Raw genomic sequence first — 20,178 nt, 5'->3', positions numbered from 1 at the left:
CGCATCACGCATTCGCGGTCCTCGGTAGTGATCCCCGGGAAGCTTCGCTGATTGAAGCCGGCCCGTGGGTCTCGATCGATGACCGGGTGCAGGGCCAGTAGACAGATGCTGGACTGGGTTGATGCGGCTGGACTTCCGTTACAAAAGAAACGGGGGTGACTCTCTTGGAGGGTCCCGAAATCCAGTTCTCAGAAGCAGTCATTGACAATGGCCGCTTCGGCAAGCGGGTAATCCGCTTTGAAACCGGCCGTCTTGCCAAGCAGGCAGCCGGCGCAGCCATGGTGTACATCGACGAGGACACCGCGCTGCTCTCCGCCACCACCGCCGGCAAGCACCCGCGTGAAGGCTTTGACTTCTTCCCCCTGACGGTGGACGTCGAAGAGCGCATGTACGCCGCAGGCCGCATCCCGGGCTCGTTCTTCCGCCGGGAAGGCCGCCCTTCCACCGAAGCCATCCTGGCCTGCCGCCTGATGGACCGCCCGCTGCGCCCCGCGTTCGTCAAGGGCCTGCGCAACGAGGTCCAGATCGTCGTCACCGTCCTGGCGATCAACCCGGACGAGCTTTACGACGTCGTGGCCATCAACGCCTCCTCCATGTCCACCCAGCTCTCCGGCCTGCCGTTCTCCGGCCCGATCGGTGGCGTCCGCGTCGCCCTCGTCGCCGACGAGCAGGGTTCGCAGTGGGTGGCCTTCCCGAAGCACTCCCAGCTTGAGAACTCCGTGTTCAACATGGTGGTTGCCGGCCGCGTTGCCGGTGACGACGTCGCCATCATGATGGTTGAGGCCGAAGCCACGGACAACTCCTGGAACCTCATCAAGGAACAGGGCGCCACCGCCCCCACCGAAGAGGTCGTTTCCGAGGGCCTGGAGGCTGCCAAGCCGTTCATCAAGGCTCTTTGCGAAGCCCAGCAGGATCTGGCTGCCCGCGCCGCCAAGCCCACGGTCGAGTTCCCTGTCTTCCTGGACTACCAGGACGACGTCTACGCCGCCGTCGAGGCCGCCGCCACCGAGAAGCTCACCACTGTCTTCCAGATCGCCGACAAGCAGGAGCGCGACAACGCCGCTGACGAGCTGAAGGACGAGGTTGTTGCCTCCCTCGCCGGACAGTTCGAAGGCCGCGAGAAGGAGCTGTCCGCAGCCTTCCGCTCGGTGACCAAGCACGTGGTCCGCCAGCGTATCCTCAAGGACCAGATCCGCATCGACGGCCGTGGCCTGACGGACATCCGCCAGCTCACCGCCGAGGTCGAGGTTCTGCCCCGCGTGCACGGTTCGGCCATCTTCGAACGTGGCGAAACCCAGATCATGGGCGTCACCACGCTGAACATGCTCAAGATGGAACAGCAGATCGACTCGCTGTCGCCGGTAACGCGTAAGCGCTACATGCACAACTACAACTTCCCGCCGTACTCCACCGGTGAGACCGGCCGCGTCGGTTCCCCGAAGCGCCGCGAAATCGGCCACGGTGCCCTGGCCGAGCGCGCGCTCGTTCCTGTGCTGCCGTCCCGCGAGGAGTTCCCGTACGCTATCCGCCAGGTGTCCGAAGCCCTCGGCTCCAACGGCTCCACCTCCATGGGCTCGGTCTGCGCCTCGACGCTGTCCATGCTCAACGCCGGTGTTCCGCTGAAGGCCGCTGTTGCCGGCATCGCCATGGGCCTGGTCTCCGACCAGGTGGACGGCCAGACCCGCTACGCCGCTCTGACCGACATCCTCGGCGCCGAAGATGCCTTCGGTGACATGGACTTCAAGGTGGCCGGTACCTCCGAGTTCGTCACGGCGATCCAGCTGGACACCAAGCTCGACGGCATCCCGGCTTCCGTGCTGGCAGCAGCGCTGAAGCAGGCCCGCGAGGCCCGACTGCACATCCTCGAGGTCATCAACGCCGCGATCGACACCCCGGATGAGCTCTCCGAGTTCGCTCCGCGCGTCATCGCCGTCAAGATCCCCGTGGACAAGATCGGTGAGGTCATCGGCCCCAAGGGCAAGATGATCAACCAGATCCAGGAAGACACCGGCGCCGACATCTCCATTGAGGACGACGGCACCGTCTACATCGGCGCCACCGACGGCCCTTCTGCCGACGCAGCACGGTCCGCGATCAACGCCATCGCCAACCCGCAGGTTCCTGAGGTCGGCGAACGCTACCTGGGCACGGTCGTCAAGACCACCACCTTCGGCGCGTTCGTGTCCCTGACCCCGGGCAAGGACGGCCTGCTGCACATCTCCGAGCTGCGCAAGATCGCCGGCGGCAAGCGCGTGGACAACGTGGAAGACGTCGTCTCCGTGGGCCAGAAGATCCAGGTCGAGATCACCAAGATCGACGACCGCGGAAAGCTGTCCCTGTCGCCCGTGGTTGCTGAAGAGGAAGGCGCCGGCGAAGCCGACCGCGTTCCCGCTTCGGCTCCGGCAGAAGGCTCGGACGCCTCCGAGTAGTTCCAGACTTCGGCAGCTGCATGCTGCCGGAACCGATTTGGGCGGGGCCGTTGGTTGTACCACCGGCCCCGCCCCCTTTAACCCGCTCCCAAACCCCGCTTGCGGCGGCAAAACAGCCCACCCCGGAGCCACGCCGACGGCGGGGCCCGCTGGTACGATTGCAGGCAGATTTGGCTCCGCTTCCCGAAAGGCCTTGATGACTGTCGTACCCCTGCCGCTGGAGCAGAACCACCCCGGCGACACCCTGATCCACGGAGCCGACGGCGGTTCGGAAGTCCGCCGCTCGGTGCTCCCCGGCGGGGTGCGCGTCCTAACTGAGGCCATGCCGGGGCAGCGTTCAGCCACCATCGGGTTCTGGGTGGGAGTCGGTTCCCGCGACGAGGCCCCAGGGCAGCACGGCTCGACGCACTTTCTTGAGCATCTGCTGTTCAAAGGGACCAAGAGGCGGACCGCCCTGGAGATCGCTTCCGCCTTTGACGAGGTAGGTGGCGAATCCAACGCCGCCACCGCGAAGGAAAGCACCTGCTACTTCGCGCGCGTGCTGGACACAGACCTGCCCATGGCCATCGACGTCATCGCCGACATGATCACCGGCGCCGTGCTGGACCCTTCGGAGATGGAGCAGGAGCGGGACGTCATCCTCGAGGAAATCGCCATGGACAGCGACGACCCCACGGACGTCGCCCACGAACACTTCGTCGCCGCGGTGCTCGGCACGCATCCGCTCGGCCGCCCCATCGGCGGCACTCCGGAGGCGATCCGCGCCGTCGCACGCGACTCCGTCTGGGACCACTACCGCCGCTACTACCGCCCGGACGAGCTGGTGATCACCGCCGCCGGCGGCCTGGAGCACGACGTCGTCTGCCGGCTTGTGGTGGATGCCCTCCACTCGGCCGGCTGGTCACTTGAGCCGGGGGCGGCTCCGGTGGAGCGCCGCTCCACCGAGCGGGCACAGATCACCGGGACCGCGGGGCTGCACGTGGTCACCCGGCCTGTGGAGCAGGCCAACATCATCATGGGCTGCCCCACCATCGTGGCCACGGATGAACGCCGCTACGTCATGAGCGTGCTGAACGCGGTGCTCGGTGGCGGGATGTCGTCACGGCTGTTCCAGGAGATCCGCGAGAAGCGCGGCCTCGTGTACTCCACCTACTCCTTTGCCTCGTCCTACGCCGACGCCGGATACTTCGGCATGTACGCAGGCTGCACGCCCACGAAGGTCCGGCAGGTCCTGGAGCTCCTCGGCGCCGAACTGGACAACCTCGCCGCCGGGGGCATTTCCGACGACGAGCTCCGCAAGGCGGTGGGGCAGCTCTGCGGCGGCATCGTCCTGGCCCTGGAGGACACCGGCTCCCGCATGTCCCGGCTGGGCCGTGCCGAACTGGTCTCCGGCGAATACCAGGACATCGACGAGACACTGCGGCTCATCAAGGCCGTGACCGCGGAACAGGTCCAGGAGCTGGCCAGTGAACTGGCCGCGGCACCCCGGACCGTGACGGTGGTCGGACCCTTTGACGAATCGGAAACCTTCGGGCTCTGAACCTACGGAGGGAACAGTGGACCAGCCGCAGCAGGGCTCCGCGCCCCAACCAAGTACGGCGCACGAGGCGCTGGAGATCTTCGTCGGGCGATGGCTGGGAACCACTGAACTGGCCGCGTCCCCGTGGGGTCCGGCACGCACCGCCGCGGCGGAGGTGACTTTCACCCGCGCGGCCGGAGGGTTCGCCGTCGTCCAGTCCTACCGGCACACCGAACCAGACGGCACGCACTTCGAGGGCCATGGGGTCTTCACCGTGGACCCCGACCACGACGAAACACTCTGGTATTACGTCGACAGCATGGGCCGGCCACCGGCAGCGCCGGCCCGCGGTGTCTGGCACGACTCGACGCTCACGGTGGAGCGGCACAGCGACCGCGGCGCCGCCCGGCACACGTTCCGGGTTGACCAGGGCGTGCTGATTCACACAGCTGAGCTGCGGCTGGGGGAGGCCCAGGATTTCCAGCCATTCCTGACCTCCGTCTGCCGCCGCGCCTGAGCCAGCTCCGCACCCGGCGGTGCGCTCAGCGCACCAGCTCGATGACCCGGGTCTGCGGGGAACCCGCAAGTGCAGGCGCGACGTCGGGGGAGTCCCACACACTTGAACGCAGCTTGGCCAGGAACGCCTCAGCCTGGTCGCGGCGCTCGAAGTCGAGTTCCACCACAATGTACTTCTCGTCCTCAACGGGGCGGCCGATCCGGTAAGCCACGACGCCGGAGCCTGCCCGGTCCGCGGGGTCACGGTCAAAGACCGCCTTCCACATGTCGAAGTCCTTGACGGCGTGTTCAATCTGCAGGGCGAACATTTCCGGTCTCCTTTGACCTGCCTCGGCCTGATTCCCGGCGCGGCCCATCCGCGCGGTGAACGGCGAGGTAGTGCCATGGTAGGCCCCGGCACCTGCCGGTACCACCCACTCCGAGGCCTAGACGCCAGACCGCACGCTCAGATCCTGTCGGGTTTTCCCAGACGCTTCCTCACGTCCTGTCGGGTTTTCCCAGACGCTTCCTCACGTCCTGTCGGGTTTTCTGAAAGTGCGTTGGGCTTGAGGCGGCGAAAAGTGATAGAGCGTTGGGTTTGAGGTGACGAAACGTGAGGGAGGGTTGTGGGAGACCCGGTGGGGCTAGCCGCCGGCGAAAGGCGGCAGAACGTCCACCACGTCGCCATGGGCCAACACGGTGGCCCGGTCACGGACGGCCACCTCGTTCAGCAGGAAGCTGCTGCGGGCCAGGATCCTCTCCAGCGACGGCGTACCGGCCGGAGGTTCCGGGCGTTCGACGTCGAGTACTGCGGCCAGCAGGGACTCCACCGTGGATCCGGCCGGGAGTTTGAAGCGCTCTTCATCCACGCCTGCCGCGGCGCGTGCGGCAGCGAAGTATCTTACGTTCAAGGATTAGCCTCCGATGGCGCTCATGCTGCGGTCCGGCTGGACGAAGTCCGGAGCGTCGAGTCCCACGTGGTCCATGCCGTGGGCCTTGGGCTTCAGCCACATGGCATCCTGCCAGCGTTCGGCGAGCTGCTGGTCGCTGGCGCCCTGCCGCAGCAGGCCGAGCAGGTCGAACTCCTCGCGGGAGAAGAGACAGCTCATGATCTTGCCTTCGGCCGTGATGCGGGTCCGCCGGCAGTCGGAGCAGAACGGTTCGGTGACCGAGGCGATGATCCCCACGGTTCCCAGCACCGGGCTGTTTGAATCACCGGCCGGCACAGCGGCACCGGTCGGACCAGCGGAACCGGCCGTCCGGCGTCGTACTTCAAAGCGTTCCGCCGGTGCCCCGTCGCGGGCACGCGGGTCCGGACTCAGCACGAACTCCTCCGAGAGGAGTTCGCGGATCTCGGCCGCGGTGATCATGTTCCGGCGGGTCCAGCCGTGGTCGGCGTCCAGCGGCATCTGCTCGATGAAGCGTAGTTCGTAGCCGCGCTCCAGCGCCCAGGCCAGGAGGGACGGCGATTCCGTGTCATTGATGCCCCGCATCAGGACGGCGTTGAGCTTCACGGGGCCCAGGCCGGCAGCCCAGGCGGCATCCACCCCGGCGAGCACCCGGTCCAGGAACGGGCGGCGGGTCAGCTTGGCAAAGGTCTCCTCATGCAGCGAATCCAGGGAGACGTTGATGCGCGTCAGGCCGGCGGCCTTGAGGGCGGCAGCCTTCCGGTCCAGCCCCACGCCGTTCGTCGTCATGGAGATCGGGAGTTCGGGGTGTGCCTGCCGCAGTGCGCCAATGATGTCGACCAGGTCGGCCCGCACCAGCGGCTCGCCGCCCGTCAGGCGCAGTTCGCGCACGCCCAGCAGGTTCACGCCGACGCCCACAATCCGGACGATTTCCTCGGCCGTCATGACCGCCTGCTTGGCGAGCCACTCCAGCCCCTCGGCGGGCATGCAGTAGGTGCAGCGCAGGTTGCACTTGTCCGTGAGCGAAAGCCGCATATCCGTGGCCCGGCGTCCGTACCGGTCCGCGAGGCCGGCAGGCGCGTCAGCCGGGCGGGCGGGAACCCCGGCCGGACCGGCAGCCGGGAGGGGCTGCGAACCGGTAACGGGTGCGCCTCCTTCACGGAACTGCGGGATGCCAAGCTGAACACTCATGAATTCAGGCTACGCCACCGCGGGCCGCCGATCACATCCGTCCCGCCTGGTGACTGGCGCGGGGCCGCAGGGCTGCAAAATGCGGCAGACCGCGGGAGGACAGCGGGGAGGACACCGGTGCCGGAAAACGCCGGCGAATCTATGCTGGAAGGGTGAACGGGTCCCATGAGCCAGGCGGGCACTGGCGCCTGTGGGCAGCGGTTGCGGGAGCGGTGGCAGCAGGCACGGGAGTCATCGCCAGCGAACTCGTTGCGGGCTTCATCAGTCCCTCACTGTCAACGGTGACAGCCCTTGGCGGCGCCGTCATCGATGCGGTCCCGCCGGGTGTCAAGGACTGGGCTGTTGCCCTCTTCGGAACGGCGGACAAGCTCGCCCTGCTGGCCGGCATGGCGCTGACCATCGCTGTGATCGCCGCCGCGGCAGGCGTCCTTGAACTGCGCCGGCGCTTCGCGGGTGTCGCTGTCTTTGCGGTCTTCGGCATCGTGGGCCTGGCCGCGGTCCTGACCCGCGCCCAGGTGACCGCAACCGCCGTCGTCCTTCCCTTCCTGGCAGCCGGCATCGGTATCGCCGTACTGCTCAAGCTGGTCAGGCGGCTGGCTGCCGCCGGTGCCGGCGGTGCCGGGGAAGCCGGCGGTACCGGGGAAGCACCGGCCCGCCGTGGCTTCTTCCAAATGCTGGGAGGCACCGCCGCCGGCGTCCTGGTGGGCGGCGCCGTCGTTACCCGCTGGCGTGGCGGAGCCGCCGGCGTCAACGAGGTCCGCCGGGCCCTGCGGCTGCCCGTGCCGCAATCCCCGGCACCCCCCATTCCGGCCGGCGCCGACATCGGACTGGCAGGAGTTGCCCCGCTGGTCACGCCGAATCCCGACTTCTACCGCATTGACACGGCACTGTCCGTTCCCGTGCTTGATTCCCGCGAGTGGAGGCTCAAGGTCACCGGCCTGGTGGAACGCGACGTGGCGCTCACCTTCGAGGACCTGGTGGCGAAGCCCCTGATCGAGCGGCACGTGACCATCGCCTGCGTGTCCAACGAGGTGGGAGGCGACCTGATCGGCAACGCCCGCTGGCTGGGCTGGCCCGTGCGGGAGCTGCTGGCGATGGCGGGCACCAAACCGGAGGCGGACATGGTCCTGTCGCGGAGCTCGGACGGGTTTACGGCGAGCACCCCGCTGGAAGTGCTCACCGACCGGCGTGATGCGCTGCTCGCCGTGGGCATGAACGGCGAACCGCTTCCGCTCGAACACGGCTTCCCCGTGCGCATGATCGTCCCCGGGCTGTACGGGTACGTTTCCGCGACAAAGTGGCTCACCGAACTCAAGGTCACCAGGTTCGCCGACGACGTTGCCTACTGGACGCCCCGGGGCTGGTCGGAGCGTGGCCCCATCAAACTGTCATCCCGGATCGATGTGCCGCGCAACGGCGCCTCGGTACCGGCCGGGAACGTGATGTTCGGCGGCGTGGCCTGGGCACAGCACACCGGTGTCGGGAAGGTGGAGCTGCGTGTGGACCGGGGGAACTGGCAGCCGGCCCGGCTCGCCCCGGGCATCTCAGTGGACACGTGGTACCAGTGGGAACTCGGCCTTGACCTGCAGCCCGGCGAGCACGAGGTCCAGGTGCGGGCGACGGACCTGAAAGGCACTGTGCAGATCGAGGAACGGCGCTCGGTGGCTCCGGACGGTGCCACGGGCCTGCACACCATTAGAGTGGACGTGAAAACGTAGCCCACCTAAGGCCGGACCATGCACAGCCATTCGCAGCCACACGGCGACGTTGCCGTACCTTCTGCCGAGCCCTTCGCCGCCGCCCCTGATGCGGGCGCCGGCAAGCACGGGCACAGCACCGGTGACCACAGCACGCACCGCAGCGTCGCGGATCACCGGCAGGCGGTCAGGGAGCTCCTCGAACCGCTGCTGTCGCGGGAGCGGACCGAGCTGCTGCCGCTGGTCCAGGCCCTGGGCCGCGGCCTCGCCGAAGACATTACGGCGCCGCTGAGCCTCCCCCCGTTTCCCAACTCGCAGATGGATGGCTTTGCCATCCGCTCCGGGGACGTGCCCGACGGCGGCACGAGCCTGCGCGTCGCGGCTCCGGTACCAGCGGGCGCAAGTCCTGCGCCGCTGGAGCCGGGCACCGCTGTCCCCATCATGACCGGTGCCATGCTGCCCGCCGGGGCGGACGCCGTCGTACCCATTGAACAGGCTTTACCCTCCGTCTTTCCGGCCGCCGGCGAAGAGGCCGAGGTGAGACTGCCGGCCACGGCCGCCGGGACCTTTGTCCGCGCCGTCGGAAGCGACATCGCAGCCGGCCAGCAGGCCCTGGCCGCAGGCACCTGCCTGGGTCCGGCGCAGCTGGGCCTGCTGGCCGCGCTGGGGTTGCCGGAAGTCCTGGTTCACAAGCAGCTGTCCGTCCTGCTGGTCACCACCGGCGATGAGGTGGTGGAACCCGGGGAACCGCTGGGCGACGGCAAGATCTACGATGCCAACGGCACCCTCCTGGAATCCGCGCTGCGGCAGGCGGGACTGGCCGTGACGAGGGCCGGCATTTCCGCCGACAGCCCGGAGGCCCTGCGGGCGCTGCTGCGAAGCCACACTTCTGCCGTGGATCTCATTGTCAGCACCGGGGGAGTCAGCAAGGGGGCGTACGAGGTGGTGCGGCAGGCCATGGACGGCCAGGACGTAACATTCGGGCACGTGGCCATGCAGCCAGGCGGCCCGCAAGGGCTGGGAAGGTTCGACGGCGTTCCCCTCCTGGCGTTTCCGGGCAACCCCGTCAGCTGCCTCGTTTCCTTTGAGATGTTTCTGCGGCCGGTGCTCGGGGAACTGTTCGGTGCACCCGCGCCCAGGCCCGCGGTCCGGGCCCGGCTGGCGCAGCCGCTGTCCTCCCCGGCCGGCAAGCATCAGGTCCGCCGCGGGTCGCTGCAGGGCGACGGAACAGTCCGGCTGCAGGGCGGAGAAAGCTCCCACCTGGTGCAGGCGCTGGCCCACTCCAACGCACTTGTGCACGTCCCTGCCGGCACCGCCGTTCTTAACGAGGGCGCTGAAGTGGAAGTATGGATGCTGTGACTGCAGAAAATGACCACGGCGCCCTGACGCACCTGCGCCGCGACGGCACCGCCCAGATGGTGGACGTCTCGGAAAAGCCGGAGACCACGCGCGAGGCCACGGCCACGGCGACGGTCCACAGTACTGCCGAGGTCCTGGCGCTGCTGGGCACCGGCGGCCTGCCGAAGGGCGACGCCCTGGCCGTGGCCCGCGTTGCAGGGATCATGGCGGCAAAGAAAACCCCTGAACTGATCCCGCTGTGCCACCCGCTGCCGATTTCCAAAGTCACGGTCGACTTTCAGCTCGGGACCGAGACCGTGGACATCCTGGCCACCGTCAAAACCCGGGGCGTGACCGGCGTCGAAATGGAGGCCCTGACGGCCGCTTCCGTGGCAGCGCTGAGTGTGTACGACATGATCAAGGCCGTGGACAAGCACGCCGTCCTCACCGACATCAAGGTGCTGGCCAAGAGCGGCGGCAAGAGCGGGGACTGGGCCCTGTGAGCACACCCAACCCCAACGCCAGGGCGGCACACGTCCACGGCGAGGTGCACGGGCGCAAAGCCGGCGTCGTCATCGCGTCAACGCGCGCGGCCTCCGGCGTCTACCGGGATGAGACCGGACCAGTCATCACCGACTGGCTGACCGAACACGGCTTCGTGCCGTATCCCGTCATGGTGGTGCCTGACGGCGAGCCCGTGGGGGCGGCCATCCGGGCGCTCCTGACCCAGGAACCCGCCGTCGTCATCACCAGCGGCGGCACCGGCCTGAGCCCGGATGACCGAACGCCGGAGATGACGCTGCCGCTGCTGGACCGCGAAATTCCCGGCATCATGGAAGGCATCAGGCAATACGGAACGGCCAAGACGCCTCACGCGATGCTCAGCAGGGGGCATGCCGGTTCGGCGGGCCGGACTTTCATCATCAACCTGCCCGGATCACCCAAGGGTGTCATGGACGGCCTGTCCGTCCTGGACCCGGTGATCGGGCACCTGTGCGACCAGTTGGAGGGCGGACATGGCCACTGAGGCATCGTTCGAAGTAGTACACGCGGTGCTCAGCACCGAACCCATCTCCGTGGACCAGGCCATCGCCGCCGTGGAATCGGATACCGCCGGCGCGGTGGTCAGCTTCAGCGGCGTGGTCCGGAACCACGACGGCGGCAAGCCGGTGGACCGGCTCAGCTACAGTGCCCACCCGACGGCGGCGAAGGTGCTGGACGACCTTGTGGCGAAGCTGGTGGCCGAACAGGCCGAAGCGGCGGGAACTGAGGAGCCTGACGGTGCGGGAGGGACCCCGCCGGTGCGGATCTGGGTGGCGCACCGGGTGGGCCCGCTGAAAATCGGTGACCCGGCGCTCGTCTGCGCTGTATCCGCCGCCCACCGCGGGCAGGCGTTCGCGGTGTGCTCCGAGCTCGTGGACCGGGTCAAGGCCCAGGTGCCGATCTGGAAGGAACAGTTCTTCAGCGACGGCACCGTGGAATGGGTCGGGGCCGGGGAATAAGGGCCTCTGGGCACACACTCAGCGTGAGGTAACGCATGTGCTCCGGTTCCGTCCGGCCCACGGGCGAACGGTAGTGTTGAACCCATGACCCAACAACTTCCTGTCGCCGTTCTGGGCGCAAATGGGCGCATGGGCGCCGAGGCCGTGAAAGCTGTGGAGGCCGCTCCCGACATGAAGCTCGTCGCCGCGCTGGGACGCGGTGACTCCCTCGAATCCCTGGTCGACGCCGGTGCCCGGTACGTCGTGGACCTCACCGTTCCGGAGAGCACCGAGGAGAACGTCCGCTTCGCCGTCGAACACGGCATGCACGCCGTTGTGGGCACCACGGGCTGGGACCTGGGCAGGCTGGAGTCGCTGGAGACCCTGCTGGCCGGCCACCCGGAGGTCGGGGTGCTGATTGCACCCAACTTCGCCCTGGGCTCCGTGCTTACTTCGGCGTTTGCCGCCAAGGCGTCCAAGTACTTTGAATCTGTGGAGATCATCGAACTCCACCACCCGGATAAGGTGGATGCGCCGTCGGGTACCGCGGTGCGCACCGCGCAGCTGGTGGCAGCGGAACGCGAGGCGGCCGGCGTCGGTCCCAGCCCTGACGCCACCACGACCGAACTGGCCGGTGCCCGCGGCTGTGAGGTGGACGGCGTGCGTGTCCACAGCGTCCGGCTGCGCGGGCTCGTGGCCCATCAGGAAGTCCTGCTGGGCGGCCCGGGGGAGCAGCTGGTGCTGCGCCATGATTCCTTCGACCGGGCGTCGTTCATGCCAGGGGTTCTTCTGGGCGTGCGGAGCGTTGCAGCGCATCCCGGACTCACGGTGGGTCTGGACGGTTACCTGGACCTGGGGCTGTAAGGCAGTGAAACCGCTTCTTGGCTGGCTGAAGGCAAACCGCACCAAGATCTGGGTGGGCGCGGTCACACTGCTGCTGGTCTTCTATCTTGTGGTGTCCTTCCAGCGCTCCGTTCTGCTGCTGACGGACGCCGAGCCCGTAGCCAAAGCCATCGGTGCTGCATATCTCGTGCTGCCGGTAATCGGCGCCTGGGCACTGATCCGGGAACTTCTCTTTGGCGCCCGGACCGAACAGATGGCACGGGTGCTTGAGGCCGAAGGCGGCCTGCCGGAGGACAACCTGCCCCGCACGCCGGCCGGCCGGATCATCCGCGCCGCCGCGGACCAGGAGTTCGAGAAGTACCGCGCGGAAACGGAAGCGGCACCGGACGACTGGCGGTCCTGGTTCCGGCTCAGCTGCGCCTATGACGCCTCCGGTGACCGGAAGCGTGCACGTTCGTCCATGCGCGATGCCGTGCGCCTGTTCCGCGCCTCCGGGGACGCGGTGGCCCGCTAGGTGTACTAACACCGTTGGTTGGTCACGCTCCCGACCGGCCGCCCTGCGTTAGCGAACCCTTGCCGGCTGGTGCCGTCCTACCTGGTTCGCGGCGTGCCCGAGCCATTCCAGCGGACCGCGCCATTTGAGGACGGCGAAAACCATCCCGATCACGATGGCCAGCGCCGCGTGCGCGAAGTACATCCCGTCCTCGGTCCAGCCCACGGGCAACGGCTTGAGGTGGAACGACGCCACGACGCACACGTGGGCGGTGTACAGCGTCAGCGGCATGGCGCCGGCTCCGCGCAGCGGAAGCAGCAGATCCAGAGCCAGCCACTGTCCCAGCCGGCCCACCAGGAGGCAAAGGCCGACGGCGGCTGCCGCCACGCCGCTGGTGTGCAGCAGATCAAGTGTGGTTCCGGAATGGGGTGCACTGCTGGCCAGCCACCACCAGGACCCTTCCTGGCGGACGCCGGCCAGATTCACTTGCAGGAGGCTGTCCAGCGGATAGTTGGGGTCCGTGAGGATGTCCTGCAGGGCGGCGCGGCCGCCCCATTGCTCCATCGCCGCGGTGCCCAGGACTTTGGCGAAGGCCGCCACCACGATGCCGCCGAGCAACAGGAACGCTGGAACGATGGCTTTGGTCAGGGCGAGCCGGCCGATGGCGAGTCCCACGAGCAGATACGAGATCCACTGGAACACCGGGTAGTACCCGGTCAGGAACAGTTCGCCAAGCAGTTGTCCCGGGGTGGTGAGGTCTTCCCAGCCGGGGTTGTGGTTGAGCTGCAGGGGCGGATCCGGCGCCATGAGCCAGGGCCGCAGCAGGAAGGCAATGAGCGGGGAAAGCAGGATCCAGCCCGCTGCCCAGGCGCACAGGGCCTTCAGCTGCAGCCCGATGAACGGCAGCACACACAGAAACAGCACCGCATAGTGCACCAGGATTATCGCCACGTTGACGTCGAGTCCGCCGAGAGCGAGCCCGACGACGGCGATCACCAGGGCGCGCATCGCGATGCCGCGGCGCGCAGCCGTGAGTGCCGGTCCGTCAAGAGGCTGTTGCTTGCCGGTGGAGAGGGCGAGGCCGATTCCTGCCAGCACCGCAAACAGGGCGGCAGCGCGGCCGGAGAACGTCAGGCCCACCCAGGTCGGGGTCAGGGCGGCATTGGGCTCGAAGGTCGGGAGCAGGTGCGTGGCCATCATGCCGAGCAGGGCGAGGCCGCGGGCAGCATCTATTCCAGCAAGACGGACGCCTGACGCCGGCCCCTTCGCTGTTTTGGACGATGCAGCCGTGCTCCGCGAGGTCATGATGTGATCGTCTCACATTGGCACGGCGACCTTGGGCTCCGTGCCCGGAGAAGCCGCCAGCATCGGGCCCTGACGAAGTCTTGTATTCGAATATATGTTCGAATAGAATTTCGGCATGAAGAAGTCATCCGGGCGTGCGGCAGATCACCAGCTGGAAGGGCGCGCGCTCGGTCGGCGCCAACAGTCCGAGGCTGATGCGTCCAAGGCTGGTTTGTCCGAGGCTCATTCGCCCAGAGCTCATTCGTCCAAGGCTGGTCTGCCCAGGGCTGACTCGCCGGTGGCTGACGCGCCCAAAGGTGATCCGCTCAAGGCGATGAGTCCCGGCGTGGTGGACTACCTCTTCCGGCAGCTCGTGGCAGGGGAGCCGGCCGAGGACGTCCAGTGGGGCCGGGAGGGTGTCGCGCTGTCTGCGCAGGCGCCCGGTGCGGAGCTGGCTCGCCGGCTGTCCGAAACGGATGTCGACGCGCTGACGCCCACGGAGCTGTTCCACTACGTCCGCGCCGCCCAGCGCCTCGCATTGTGGGCCGAATCGCTGCGGGAAACGGCCGTGGAGCGATACTGCTCGGGGCCAGAACCCGCCTGAGGCAGATGCTACCTGCCCCAGACCCTGCCTGGGGCAGACCCTGCGTAACGCGGACTCCGCCTGGGAGGGGCAGGAAAACCCCGTCTGGGAGTGGTAGGAAGAGTCCGCCTGGGAAGGGCACGAAGACTCCGCCTGGGAAGGGCAGGAAAGGACGGTTCCGGCCAGCCCTCTCCACAGGCCGCCGCGGGCGTCCGCGCCGCAATTTGACGCTCATCACGCGGCGGCCATTGTCCTAACCTGCACGTGACAAGGTAACGTTTTTCCCATGGCTGACACTTCCGCGAATATTCCTGCTCTGGGCACCCTCCTGACCGCCATGGTCACCCCGTTCACGACGGACGGCAAGGTCGATTACCAGCAGGCCGCGGAACTGGCCACCAAGCTTGTTGACGACGGCTGCGACGGCCTCGTCGTCACGGGCACCACCGGCGAGACGTCCACCCTCACCGACGAGGAAAACCTCGGAATGTTCCGCGCCGTGATGGAAGCCGTTGGCGGGCGTGCCGCCGTCATCGCCGGCACCGGTACCAACGACACCGCCCACTCCGTGCACCTGTCCCAGGAAGCCGCCAAGCTGGGCGTCGACGGCCTGCTGATCGTCACGCCGTACTACAACAAGCCCAGCCAGGCCGGCGTCCGGGCCCACTTCGAGACCGTCGCATCCGCCACTGACCTGCCCGTCATGCTCTATGACATCCCGGGTCGGTCCTCCATCGCGATCGCCCCGGACACCATGATCCGTCTGGCCCAGCACCCGAACATCGTTGCCGTCAAGGACGCCAAGGCCGACTTCGCTGCAGCCACCCGCGTGCTCGCCGAGACCGACCTCGCCTTCTACTCCGGCGACGACGGACTGACCCTGCAGTGGATGGCCATGGGCGCCGTTGGCCTCGTGGGTGTCACCACGCACGTCGCCACCCGCCGCTTCCGGGAGCTCATCGACGCGATGAACGCGAACGACCTCGGAACCGCCCGCAAGATCAACTTCGAGCTGGAGCCGGTAGTGCGCGCAACGATGACCCGCGTCCAAGGTGCCGTTGCCGCGAAGCAAATTCTTAAGTGGCAGGGAGTCCTGCCCAACTCGATTGTCCGCTTGCCCCTCGTGGAGCCGGACGAAGCCGAGATCGAAACCATCCGCGAGGACTTGGCGGAAGGAGGGCTGGTCTTTTCCTGACGGACTGAGACCGGCACTCTTCCGTCTGGAAAGAAGTGCATTATGACCCAAGTAGCCCTCCCCGGCCTCGTTACGCCTCCCCGCCTTCCCCAGGGCACCCTGCGGATTGTTCCGCTGGGCGGGCTCGGCGAAATCGGCCGGAACATGGCTGTGTTCGAGATCGACGGCAAGTTGCTGGTTGTCGACTGCGGCGTCCTTTTCCCCGAGGAAACCCAGCCCGGCGTTGACCTGATCCTGCCCGATTTCTCCTACATCGAGGACCGGCTCGACGACATCGCCGCCGTCGTCCTGACGCACGGCCACGAGGACCACATCGGGGCCGTTCCGTACCTGCTGCGGCTCCGCAGCGACATCCCGCTCGTGGGGTCGCAGCTGACCCTGGCCCTGGTTGAGGCCAAGCTGCAGGAACACCGGATCAAGCCCTACACCCTGTCCGTCAAAGAGGGGCAGGTGGAACAGTTCGGCCCCTTCCAGTGCGAGTTCGTTGCGGTCAACCACTCGATCCCCGACGCCCTGGCGGTCTTCATCCGCACTGCCGGCGGCACCGTGCTGCATACGGGTGACTTCAAGATGGACCAGCTGCCGCTCGACGGCCGCATCACCGATCTCCGGCACTTCGCCAAGCTAGGCGAAGAGGGCGTGGACCTGTTCATGTCCGACTCCACCAACGCCGACGTCCCGGGATTCACCACCGCGGAGAAGGAGATCGGCCCCACCCTGGACCGGGTCTTCGCCCAGGCCAGCAAGCGGATCATCGTGGCGTCGTTTTCCTCGCACGTCCACCGGGTGCAGCAGGTCCTCGACGCCGCGTACAAGCACGGCCGCAACGTCGCGTTCGTGGGGCGTTCCATGGTCCGGAACATGGCCATCGCCGCCAAGCTCGGCTACCTGCACGTGCCGGATGGCATCCTCGTGGACCTGAAGAACATCGACACGCTGCCGGACAACCGGGTGGTGCTGATGTCCACCGGTTCCCAGGGCGAGCCCATGGCCGCGCTGTCCCGCATGGCCAACGGCGATCACCGCGTGGTGGTGGGCCAGGGCGACACCGTCATCCTCGCGTCAAGCCTCATTCCCGGCAACGAGAACGCAGTCTTCCGCATCATCAACGGCCTGCTGAAGCTCGGCGCCGACGTGATCCACAAGGGCAACGCCAAGGTCCATGTCTCCGGCCACGCCGCGGCAGGGGAGTTGCTCTACTGCTACAACATCCTCGAGCCGCTGAATGCCATGCCGGTGCACGGCGAAACCCGCCACCTGATCGCCAACGGCAGGATCGCAGAGGAATCGGGAGTACCGACTGCCAGCGTCCTGCTGGCAGACAACGGCACCGTGATCGATCTCCGCGACCACCAGGCTGACATCGTGGGCCAGGTCGAGGTCGGCTTCGTGTACGTGGACGGCTCCAGCGTGGGCGAAATCACCGACGCGGACCTTAAGGACCGCCGCGTCCTGGGCGATGAAGGCTTCATCTCCATCATCACGGTCATCAACCGGGCCACCGGCAAGGTGGTCTCCGGCCCCGAAATCCACGCCCGCGGTGTCGCCGAGGACGATTCGGTCTTTGACGACATCATCCCCAAGATCAATGCCGCGCTGGAGGAGGCTGTGCTCAGCAACGCGGACCACACCAACCACCAGCTGCAGCAGATCGTCCGCCGCGTCATCGGCACCTGGGTCAACCGGAAGCTCCGCCGGCGCCCCATGATCATCCCGGTGGTCCTGGAGGCCTAAGGGCGGTTCCGGGGGCTGGGTGCACCTGAACACAGCCCCCGCAGGCCGGGAAATCCGCGGTTCTGCCGCGGCGGTGGAGTACCGTGGCAGATATGGCCACTCGTACTTCCCCCGCGCCAAAACGAACCCCCAGCAGTAAATCGGGCGCATCCACCGGCCGCAGCGGTTCGTCCGCAGCCAAATCCGGCCGGGCCGGATCGTCCGGCGGCAGTGCCCGCACACGCCAGCTTCCCGCCGTCGAACACCGGCAGCCCTGGCTGCTGCGGGTGGCCGGCGGGGCCTGGCTGGGCATCGGCCACGTGGTGGGCGGGGGAGTGCGCCGCATCGGCCAGGACGTCAGCGACGTGGCGCCCGAAGACCGCCGCGACGGGGCCGCCCTGTTCAACCTGGCGCTGGCGATCTTCATCGCCACCTTCGCCTGGTGGGGTCTGCGCGGCTGGTTCCCGGACGCCGTCTATGCCGTAGTCAACGGTACCTTCGGCTGGATGTCCCTGGTCCTTCCGCTCATGCTCTTCGTATGCGCCTGCAGGCTGTTTCGGCAGCCCGTCGACGGCCGCGGAAACAACCGCGTGGGCATCGGCTTCCTCATCATGACGTTCGCCGGCTGCGGCATCGCCCACATCGTGGGCGGCCAGCCCACAGTCAGTGCGGGCTTCGACGGACTGCGGCAGGCCGGAGGCATGCTGGGGTTCCTCGCGGCCTCCCCGCTGGCCGCCATTCACCCCGCTGTCCCGGTGGTCCTGTACGGGCTGCTGGCCTTCGTGTCCGTGCTCATTGTCACGGCCACACCGTTCAGTGCGATTCCGCGGCGTCTCCGCGCTGCCTATGAGCACCTGATGGGCATCGACCTCCAGGAGAACGGCGGTGACGTCCACGACCGCAGCTACCTGTACGAGAACACCCCGCCTGCACCGAAGAAGAAACGCAAGCGCCTCTTTGGCAAGGATGAGGAAGCCGACCCCCGGCTGGAGGGCTACGTCGGGGACGAAGCCTTTGAGCATGCCGTAATCGACGACGACGACGCGTCACCGGCCGCCGGCAAGGAACCGCCCGCTGTGGCCCCCGGAGTCCGGCGGCCCACCCAGGCAGAGATCGCCGTCGAAAAGATCAAGGCCGCCCAGGGACTCGGCGCCAAGGGCGCCGACGCCGAGAACGCCACGGAAGCCATCCCGCTCGTCGCCCCGGGCATGCCCGGCGCGGCCGGTGCACCCGCGGCGGCTCCTGCGGTGCACGTGCCTTCCAAGCCGGTGGCGCCCGCACCGGCGCCCACGCCGATCCCGCAGCGCACGGAGCAGCTGTCCCTCGCCGGCGACGTCACCTACACACTGCCGTCGTCGGATGTGCTGACGCCCGGCTCAATTCCCAAGGAGCGCACGGAAGCCAACGACGCCGTCGTGGCCGCCCTGACCGACACGCTCCAGCAGTTCAACGTCGATGCCACGGTGACCGGCTTCAGCCGCGGCCCGACCGTGACCCGGTACGAGATCGAGCTGGCCCCCGGCACCAAGGTGGAGCGGGTCACCGCCCTGTCCAAGAACATTTCCTACGCTGTCGCCTCGAGCGACGTGCGCATCCTCAGCCCCATCCCGGGCAAGTCCGCCATCGGCATCGAGATCCCCAACACGGACCGTGAGACCGTATCGCTCGGTGACGTGCTGCGCAGCCAGAACGCCCGCCGCACGGACCATCCCATGGTCATGGGCGTCGGCAAGGACGTGGAGGGCGGCTACGTCGTGGCCAACCTCGCGAAAATGCCCCACCTGCTCGTGGCCGGTGCCACCGGCGCCGGTAAGTCCTCCTTCGTGAACTCCATGATCACGTCGCTGCTGATGCGCGCCACCCCGGACGAGGTCCGCATGGTCATGGTGGACCCCAAGCGTGTGGAACTCACCGCCTACGAAGGCGTGCCGCACCTCATCACGCCCATCATCACCAACCCCAAGAAGGCCGCGGAGGCGCTGCAGTGGGTGGTCCGTGAGATGGACGCCCGCTATGACGACCTCGCCAACTACGGCTTCAAGCACATCGACGACTTCAACAAGGCAGTGCGTGCCGGCAAGGTCCAGCCGCCGGTGGATTCCAAGCGCGTCATCCGGCCCTACCCGTACCTCCTGGTGATCGTGGACGAGCTTGCCGACCTGATGATGGTGGCACCGCGCGACGTCGAAGATTCCATTGTCCGCATCACGCAGCTGGCCCGTGCCGCCGGGATCCACCTGGTGCTCGCCACCCAGCGCCCGTCCGTCGATGTGGTCACCGGCCTGATCAAGGCCAACGTGCCGTCGCGCATGGCGTTCGCCACGTCCTCGGTGACGGACTCCCGGGTGGTCCTGGACCAGCCCGGGGCGGAGAAGCTGATCGGGCAGGGTGACGCGCTTTTCCTGCCGATGGGTGCCTCCAAGGCGATGCGTGTGCAGGGCGCCTGGGTCAGCGAATCCGAGATCCACAAGGTGGTTGAGCACGTCAAGGGCCAGCTCCAGGCCGTTTACAGGGATGACGTCGCACCCGAAGCCGAGAAGAAACAGATCGACGACGACATCGGGGACGACCTCGAAGTGCTGCTGCAGGCCACGGAGCTGGTGGTCACCACCCAGTTCGGCTCGACGTCGATGCTGCAGCGCAAGCTCCGCGTGGGGTTCGCCAAGGCCGGCCGCCTCATGGACCTGCTCGAATCGCGCGGCGTCGTCGGGCCGTCGGAAGGCTCCAAGGCACGCGACGTGCTGGTCAAGCCGGACGATCTCGCCGCCGTGCTGGCTGCGATGAAGGGCCAGGAGGCGCCGGCCGCTGCTGATTCGCAGACTGCGGCGCTGAGCGACAACGCCAACGCCAACATTGCCCAGGGCGGCTACGCGGAGGACCTCGTTGCCGCCGACCTGGACAACCGCACCCAGAGCGTCGACTATTACGACGGCGCCGACAGTTCCGGTGACGACGAGGACGGCTCCGAGGACGCCTGGTCCCTCACCGGCCGCTAGTCCCGTAGCCTAG

18 protein-coding genes are annotated in these 20,178 nt (G+C 67.6%); 14 read left to right on the top strand and 4 right to left on the bottom strand.

The genetic code is table 11. The features are described 5' to 3' along the window. Positions 1-164: 164 nt before the first annotated feature. From BWQ92_RS02830 to BWQ92_RS02820, 3 genes are all read left to right on the top strand, one after another. Positions 165-2,429, top strand: a complete 2,265-nt coding sequence (locus BWQ92_RS02830) for a polyribonucleotide nucleotidyltransferase (RefSeq protein WP_076798145.1) — start codon at positions 165-167, stop codon at positions 2,427-2,429. A 196-nt stretch (positions 2,430-2,625) separates the two neighbouring features. Next, positions 2,626-3,969 carry a M16 family metallopeptidase gene (locus tag BWQ92_RS02825; protein WP_076798144.1) on the top strand — a complete coding sequence of 448 codons (1,344 nt, stop codon included), beginning with the start codon at positions 2,626-2,628 and terminating at the stop codon, positions 3,967-3,969. Between the two features lie 16 nt (positions 3,970-3,985). Continuing rightward, positions 3,986-4,465, top strand: coding sequence for a DUF1579 family protein (locus BWQ92_RS02820; RefSeq protein ID WP_076798143.1), 480 nt, complete (start codon positions 3,986-3,988; stop codon positions 4,463-4,465). Between the two features lie 25 nt (positions 4,466-4,490). Here BWQ92_RS02820 and BWQ92_RS02815 read toward each other — a convergent pair whose 3' ends face one another. From BWQ92_RS02815 to moaA, 3 genes are all read right to left on the bottom strand, one after another. Next, positions 4,491-4,772 (bottom strand): hypothetical protein, encoded by a 282-nt coding sequence (locus tag BWQ92_RS02815; protein ID WP_076798142.1) that lies wholly within the window; start codon positions 4,770-4,772, stop codon positions 4,491-4,493. Between the two features lie 315 nt (positions 4,773-5,087). Next, positions 5,088-5,354: a MoaD/ThiS family protein gene (locus tag BWQ92_RS02810; protein WP_076798141.1), complete on the bottom strand. Its 267-nt coding sequence runs from the start codon at positions 5,352-5,354 to the stop codon at positions 5,088-5,090. Positions 5,355-5,357: 3 nt separating this feature from the next. Further along, positions 5,358-6,542 (bottom strand): GTP 3',8-cyclase MoaA, encoded by a 1,185-nt coding sequence (gene moaA, locus BWQ92_RS02805; protein WP_076798140.1) that lies wholly within the window; start codon positions 6,540-6,542, stop codon positions 5,358-5,360. 152 nt (positions 6,543-6,694) lie between these two features. On the opposite strand from moaA, the gene BWQ92_RS02800 reads away from it, so the two are divergent. The 7 genes from BWQ92_RS02800 (at position 6,695) to BWQ92_RS02770 (ending at position 12,415) form a co-directional block, all read left to right on the top strand. Next, positions 6,695-8,260, top strand: a complete 1,566-nt coding sequence (locus BWQ92_RS02800; RefSeq protein ID WP_076798139.1) for a molybdopterin-dependent oxidoreductase — start codon at positions 6,695-6,697, stop codon at positions 8,258-8,260. 18 nt (positions 8,261-8,278) lie between these two features. Beyond that, complete coding sequence (locus BWQ92_RS02795; protein WP_076798138.1) at positions 8,279-9,598, top strand: molybdopterin molybdotransferase MoeA; 1,320 nt, start codon at positions 8,279-8,281, stop codon at positions 9,596-9,598. Next, on the top strand, positions 9,586-10,080 hold the full coding sequence (gene moaC / locus BWQ92_RS02790) for a cyclic pyranopterin monophosphate synthase MoaC (protein ID WP_076798137.1): 495 nt from the start codon (positions 9,586-9,588) through the stop codon (positions 10,078-10,080). The genes BWQ92_RS02795 and moaC overlap by 13 nt, the downstream gene beginning before the upstream one ends. Continuing rightward, on the top strand, positions 10,077-10,604 hold the full coding sequence (locus BWQ92_RS02785) for a MogA/MoaB family molybdenum cofactor biosynthesis protein (protein ID WP_076798136.1): 528 nt from the start codon (positions 10,077-10,079) through the stop codon (positions 10,602-10,604). Before moaC ends, BWQ92_RS02785 begins: the two co-directional genes overlap by 4 nt. Further along, complete coding sequence (locus BWQ92_RS02780) at positions 10,594-11,079, top strand: molybdenum cofactor biosynthesis protein MoaE (RefSeq protein WP_076798135.1); 486 nt, start codon at positions 10,594-10,596, stop codon at positions 11,077-11,079. Before BWQ92_RS02785 ends, BWQ92_RS02780 begins: the two co-directional genes overlap by 11 nt. A gap of 84 nt (positions 11,080-11,163) precedes the next feature. Then, positions 11,164-11,922: a 4-hydroxy-tetrahydrodipicolinate reductase gene (dapB, locus tag BWQ92_RS02775; protein ID WP_076798134.1), complete on the top strand. Its 759-nt coding sequence runs from the start codon at positions 11,164-11,166 to the stop codon at positions 11,920-11,922. Between the two features lie 4 nt (positions 11,923-11,926). Then, a complete protein-coding gene (locus BWQ92_RS02770) occupies positions 11,927-12,415 on the top strand; it encodes a hypothetical protein (protein ID WP_076798133.1) in 489 nt (162 codons plus the stop codon). 48 nt (positions 12,416-12,463) lie between these two features. Here BWQ92_RS02770 and BWQ92_RS02765 read toward each other — a convergent pair whose 3' ends face one another. Beyond that, positions 12,464-13,699: a heparan-alpha-glucosaminide N-acetyltransferase domain-containing protein gene (locus tag BWQ92_RS02765; RefSeq protein ID WP_076798132.1), complete on the bottom strand. Its 1,236-nt coding sequence runs from the start codon at positions 13,697-13,699 to the stop codon at positions 12,464-12,466. 115 nt (positions 13,700-13,814) lie between these two features. On the opposite strand from BWQ92_RS02765, the gene BWQ92_RS24150 reads away from it, so the two are divergent. The 4 genes from BWQ92_RS24150 (at position 13,815) to BWQ92_RS02745 (ending at position 20,165) form a co-directional block, all read left to right on the top strand. Then, a complete protein-coding gene (locus tag BWQ92_RS24150; protein ID WP_236783087.1) occupies positions 13,815-14,282 on the top strand; it encodes a hypothetical protein in 468 nt (155 codons plus the stop codon). Between the two features lie 265 nt (positions 14,283-14,547). Next, a complete protein-coding gene (gene dapA / locus BWQ92_RS02755; RefSeq protein ID WP_076798131.1) occupies positions 14,548-15,456 on the top strand; it encodes a 4-hydroxy-tetrahydrodipicolinate synthase in 909 nt (302 codons plus the stop codon). 42 nt (positions 15,457-15,498) lie between these two features. Next, complete coding sequence (locus BWQ92_RS02750) at positions 15,499-17,190, top strand: ribonuclease J (RefSeq protein ID WP_076798130.1); 1,692 nt, start codon at positions 15,499-15,501, stop codon at positions 17,188-17,190. Between the two features lie 92 nt (positions 17,191-17,282). Further along, complete coding sequence (locus tag BWQ92_RS02745) at positions 17,283-20,165, top strand: FtsK/SpoIIIE family DNA translocase (RefSeq protein WP_076798129.1); 2,883 nt, start codon at positions 17,283-17,285, stop codon at positions 20,163-20,165. Positions 20,166-20,178: the final 13 nt, after the last annotated feature.

The organism is Arthrobacter sp. QXT-31 (assembly GCF_001969265.1).
GTDB lineage: Bacteria > Actinomycetota > Actinomycetes > Actinomycetales > Micrococcaceae > Arthrobacter.
The sequence above is the reverse complement of the archived record's forward strand: the minus strand, read 5'-3'. Positions and strand labels throughout refer to the sequence as shown.

Coding starts and splice junctions, on each gene's coding strand:
- BWQ92_RS02825 (WP_076798144.1), top strand. CDS start 2,626: ATGACTGTCGTACCCCTGCCGCTGGAGCAGAACCACCCCGGCGACACC.
- BWQ92_RS02815 (WP_076798142.1), bottom strand. CDS start 4,772: ATGTTCGCCCTGCAGATTGAACACGCCGTCAAGGACTTCGACATGTGG.
- moaA (WP_076798140.1), bottom strand. CDS start 6,542: ATGAGTGTTCAGCTTGGCATCCCGCAGTTCCGTGAAGGAGGCGCACCC.
- BWQ92_RS02795 (WP_076798138.1), top strand. CDS start 8,279: ATGCACAGCCATTCGCAGCCACACGGCGACGTTGCCGTACCTTCTGCC.
- moaC (WP_076798137.1), top strand. CDS start 9,586: ATGGATGCTGTGACTGCAGAAAATGACCACGGCGCCCTGACGCACCTG.
- BWQ92_RS02780 (WP_076798135.1), top strand. CDS start 10,594: ATGGCCACTGAGGCATCGTTCGAAGTAGTACACGCGGTGCTCAGCACC.
- dapB (WP_076798134.1), top strand. CDS start 11,164: ATGACCCAACAACTTCCTGTCGCCGTTCTGGGCGCAAATGGGCGCATG.
- BWQ92_RS02765 (WP_076798132.1), bottom strand. CDS start 13,699: ATGACCTCGCGGAGCACGGCTGCATCGTCCAAAACAGCGAAGGGGCCG.
- BWQ92_RS24150 (WP_236783087.1), top strand. CDS start 13,815: ATGAAGAAGTCATCCGGGCGTGCGGCAGATCACCAGCTGGAAGGGCGC.
- dapA (WP_076798131.1), top strand. CDS start 14,548: ATGGCTGACACTTCCGCGAATATTCCTGCTCTGGGCACCCTCCTGACC.
- BWQ92_RS02750 (WP_076798130.1), top strand. CDS start 15,499: ATGACCCAAGTAGCCCTCCCCGGCCTCGTTACGCCTCCCCGCCTTCCC.
- BWQ92_RS02745 (WP_076798129.1), top strand. CDS start 17,283: ATGGCCACTCGTACTTCCCCCGCGCCAAAACGAACCCCCAGCAGTAAA.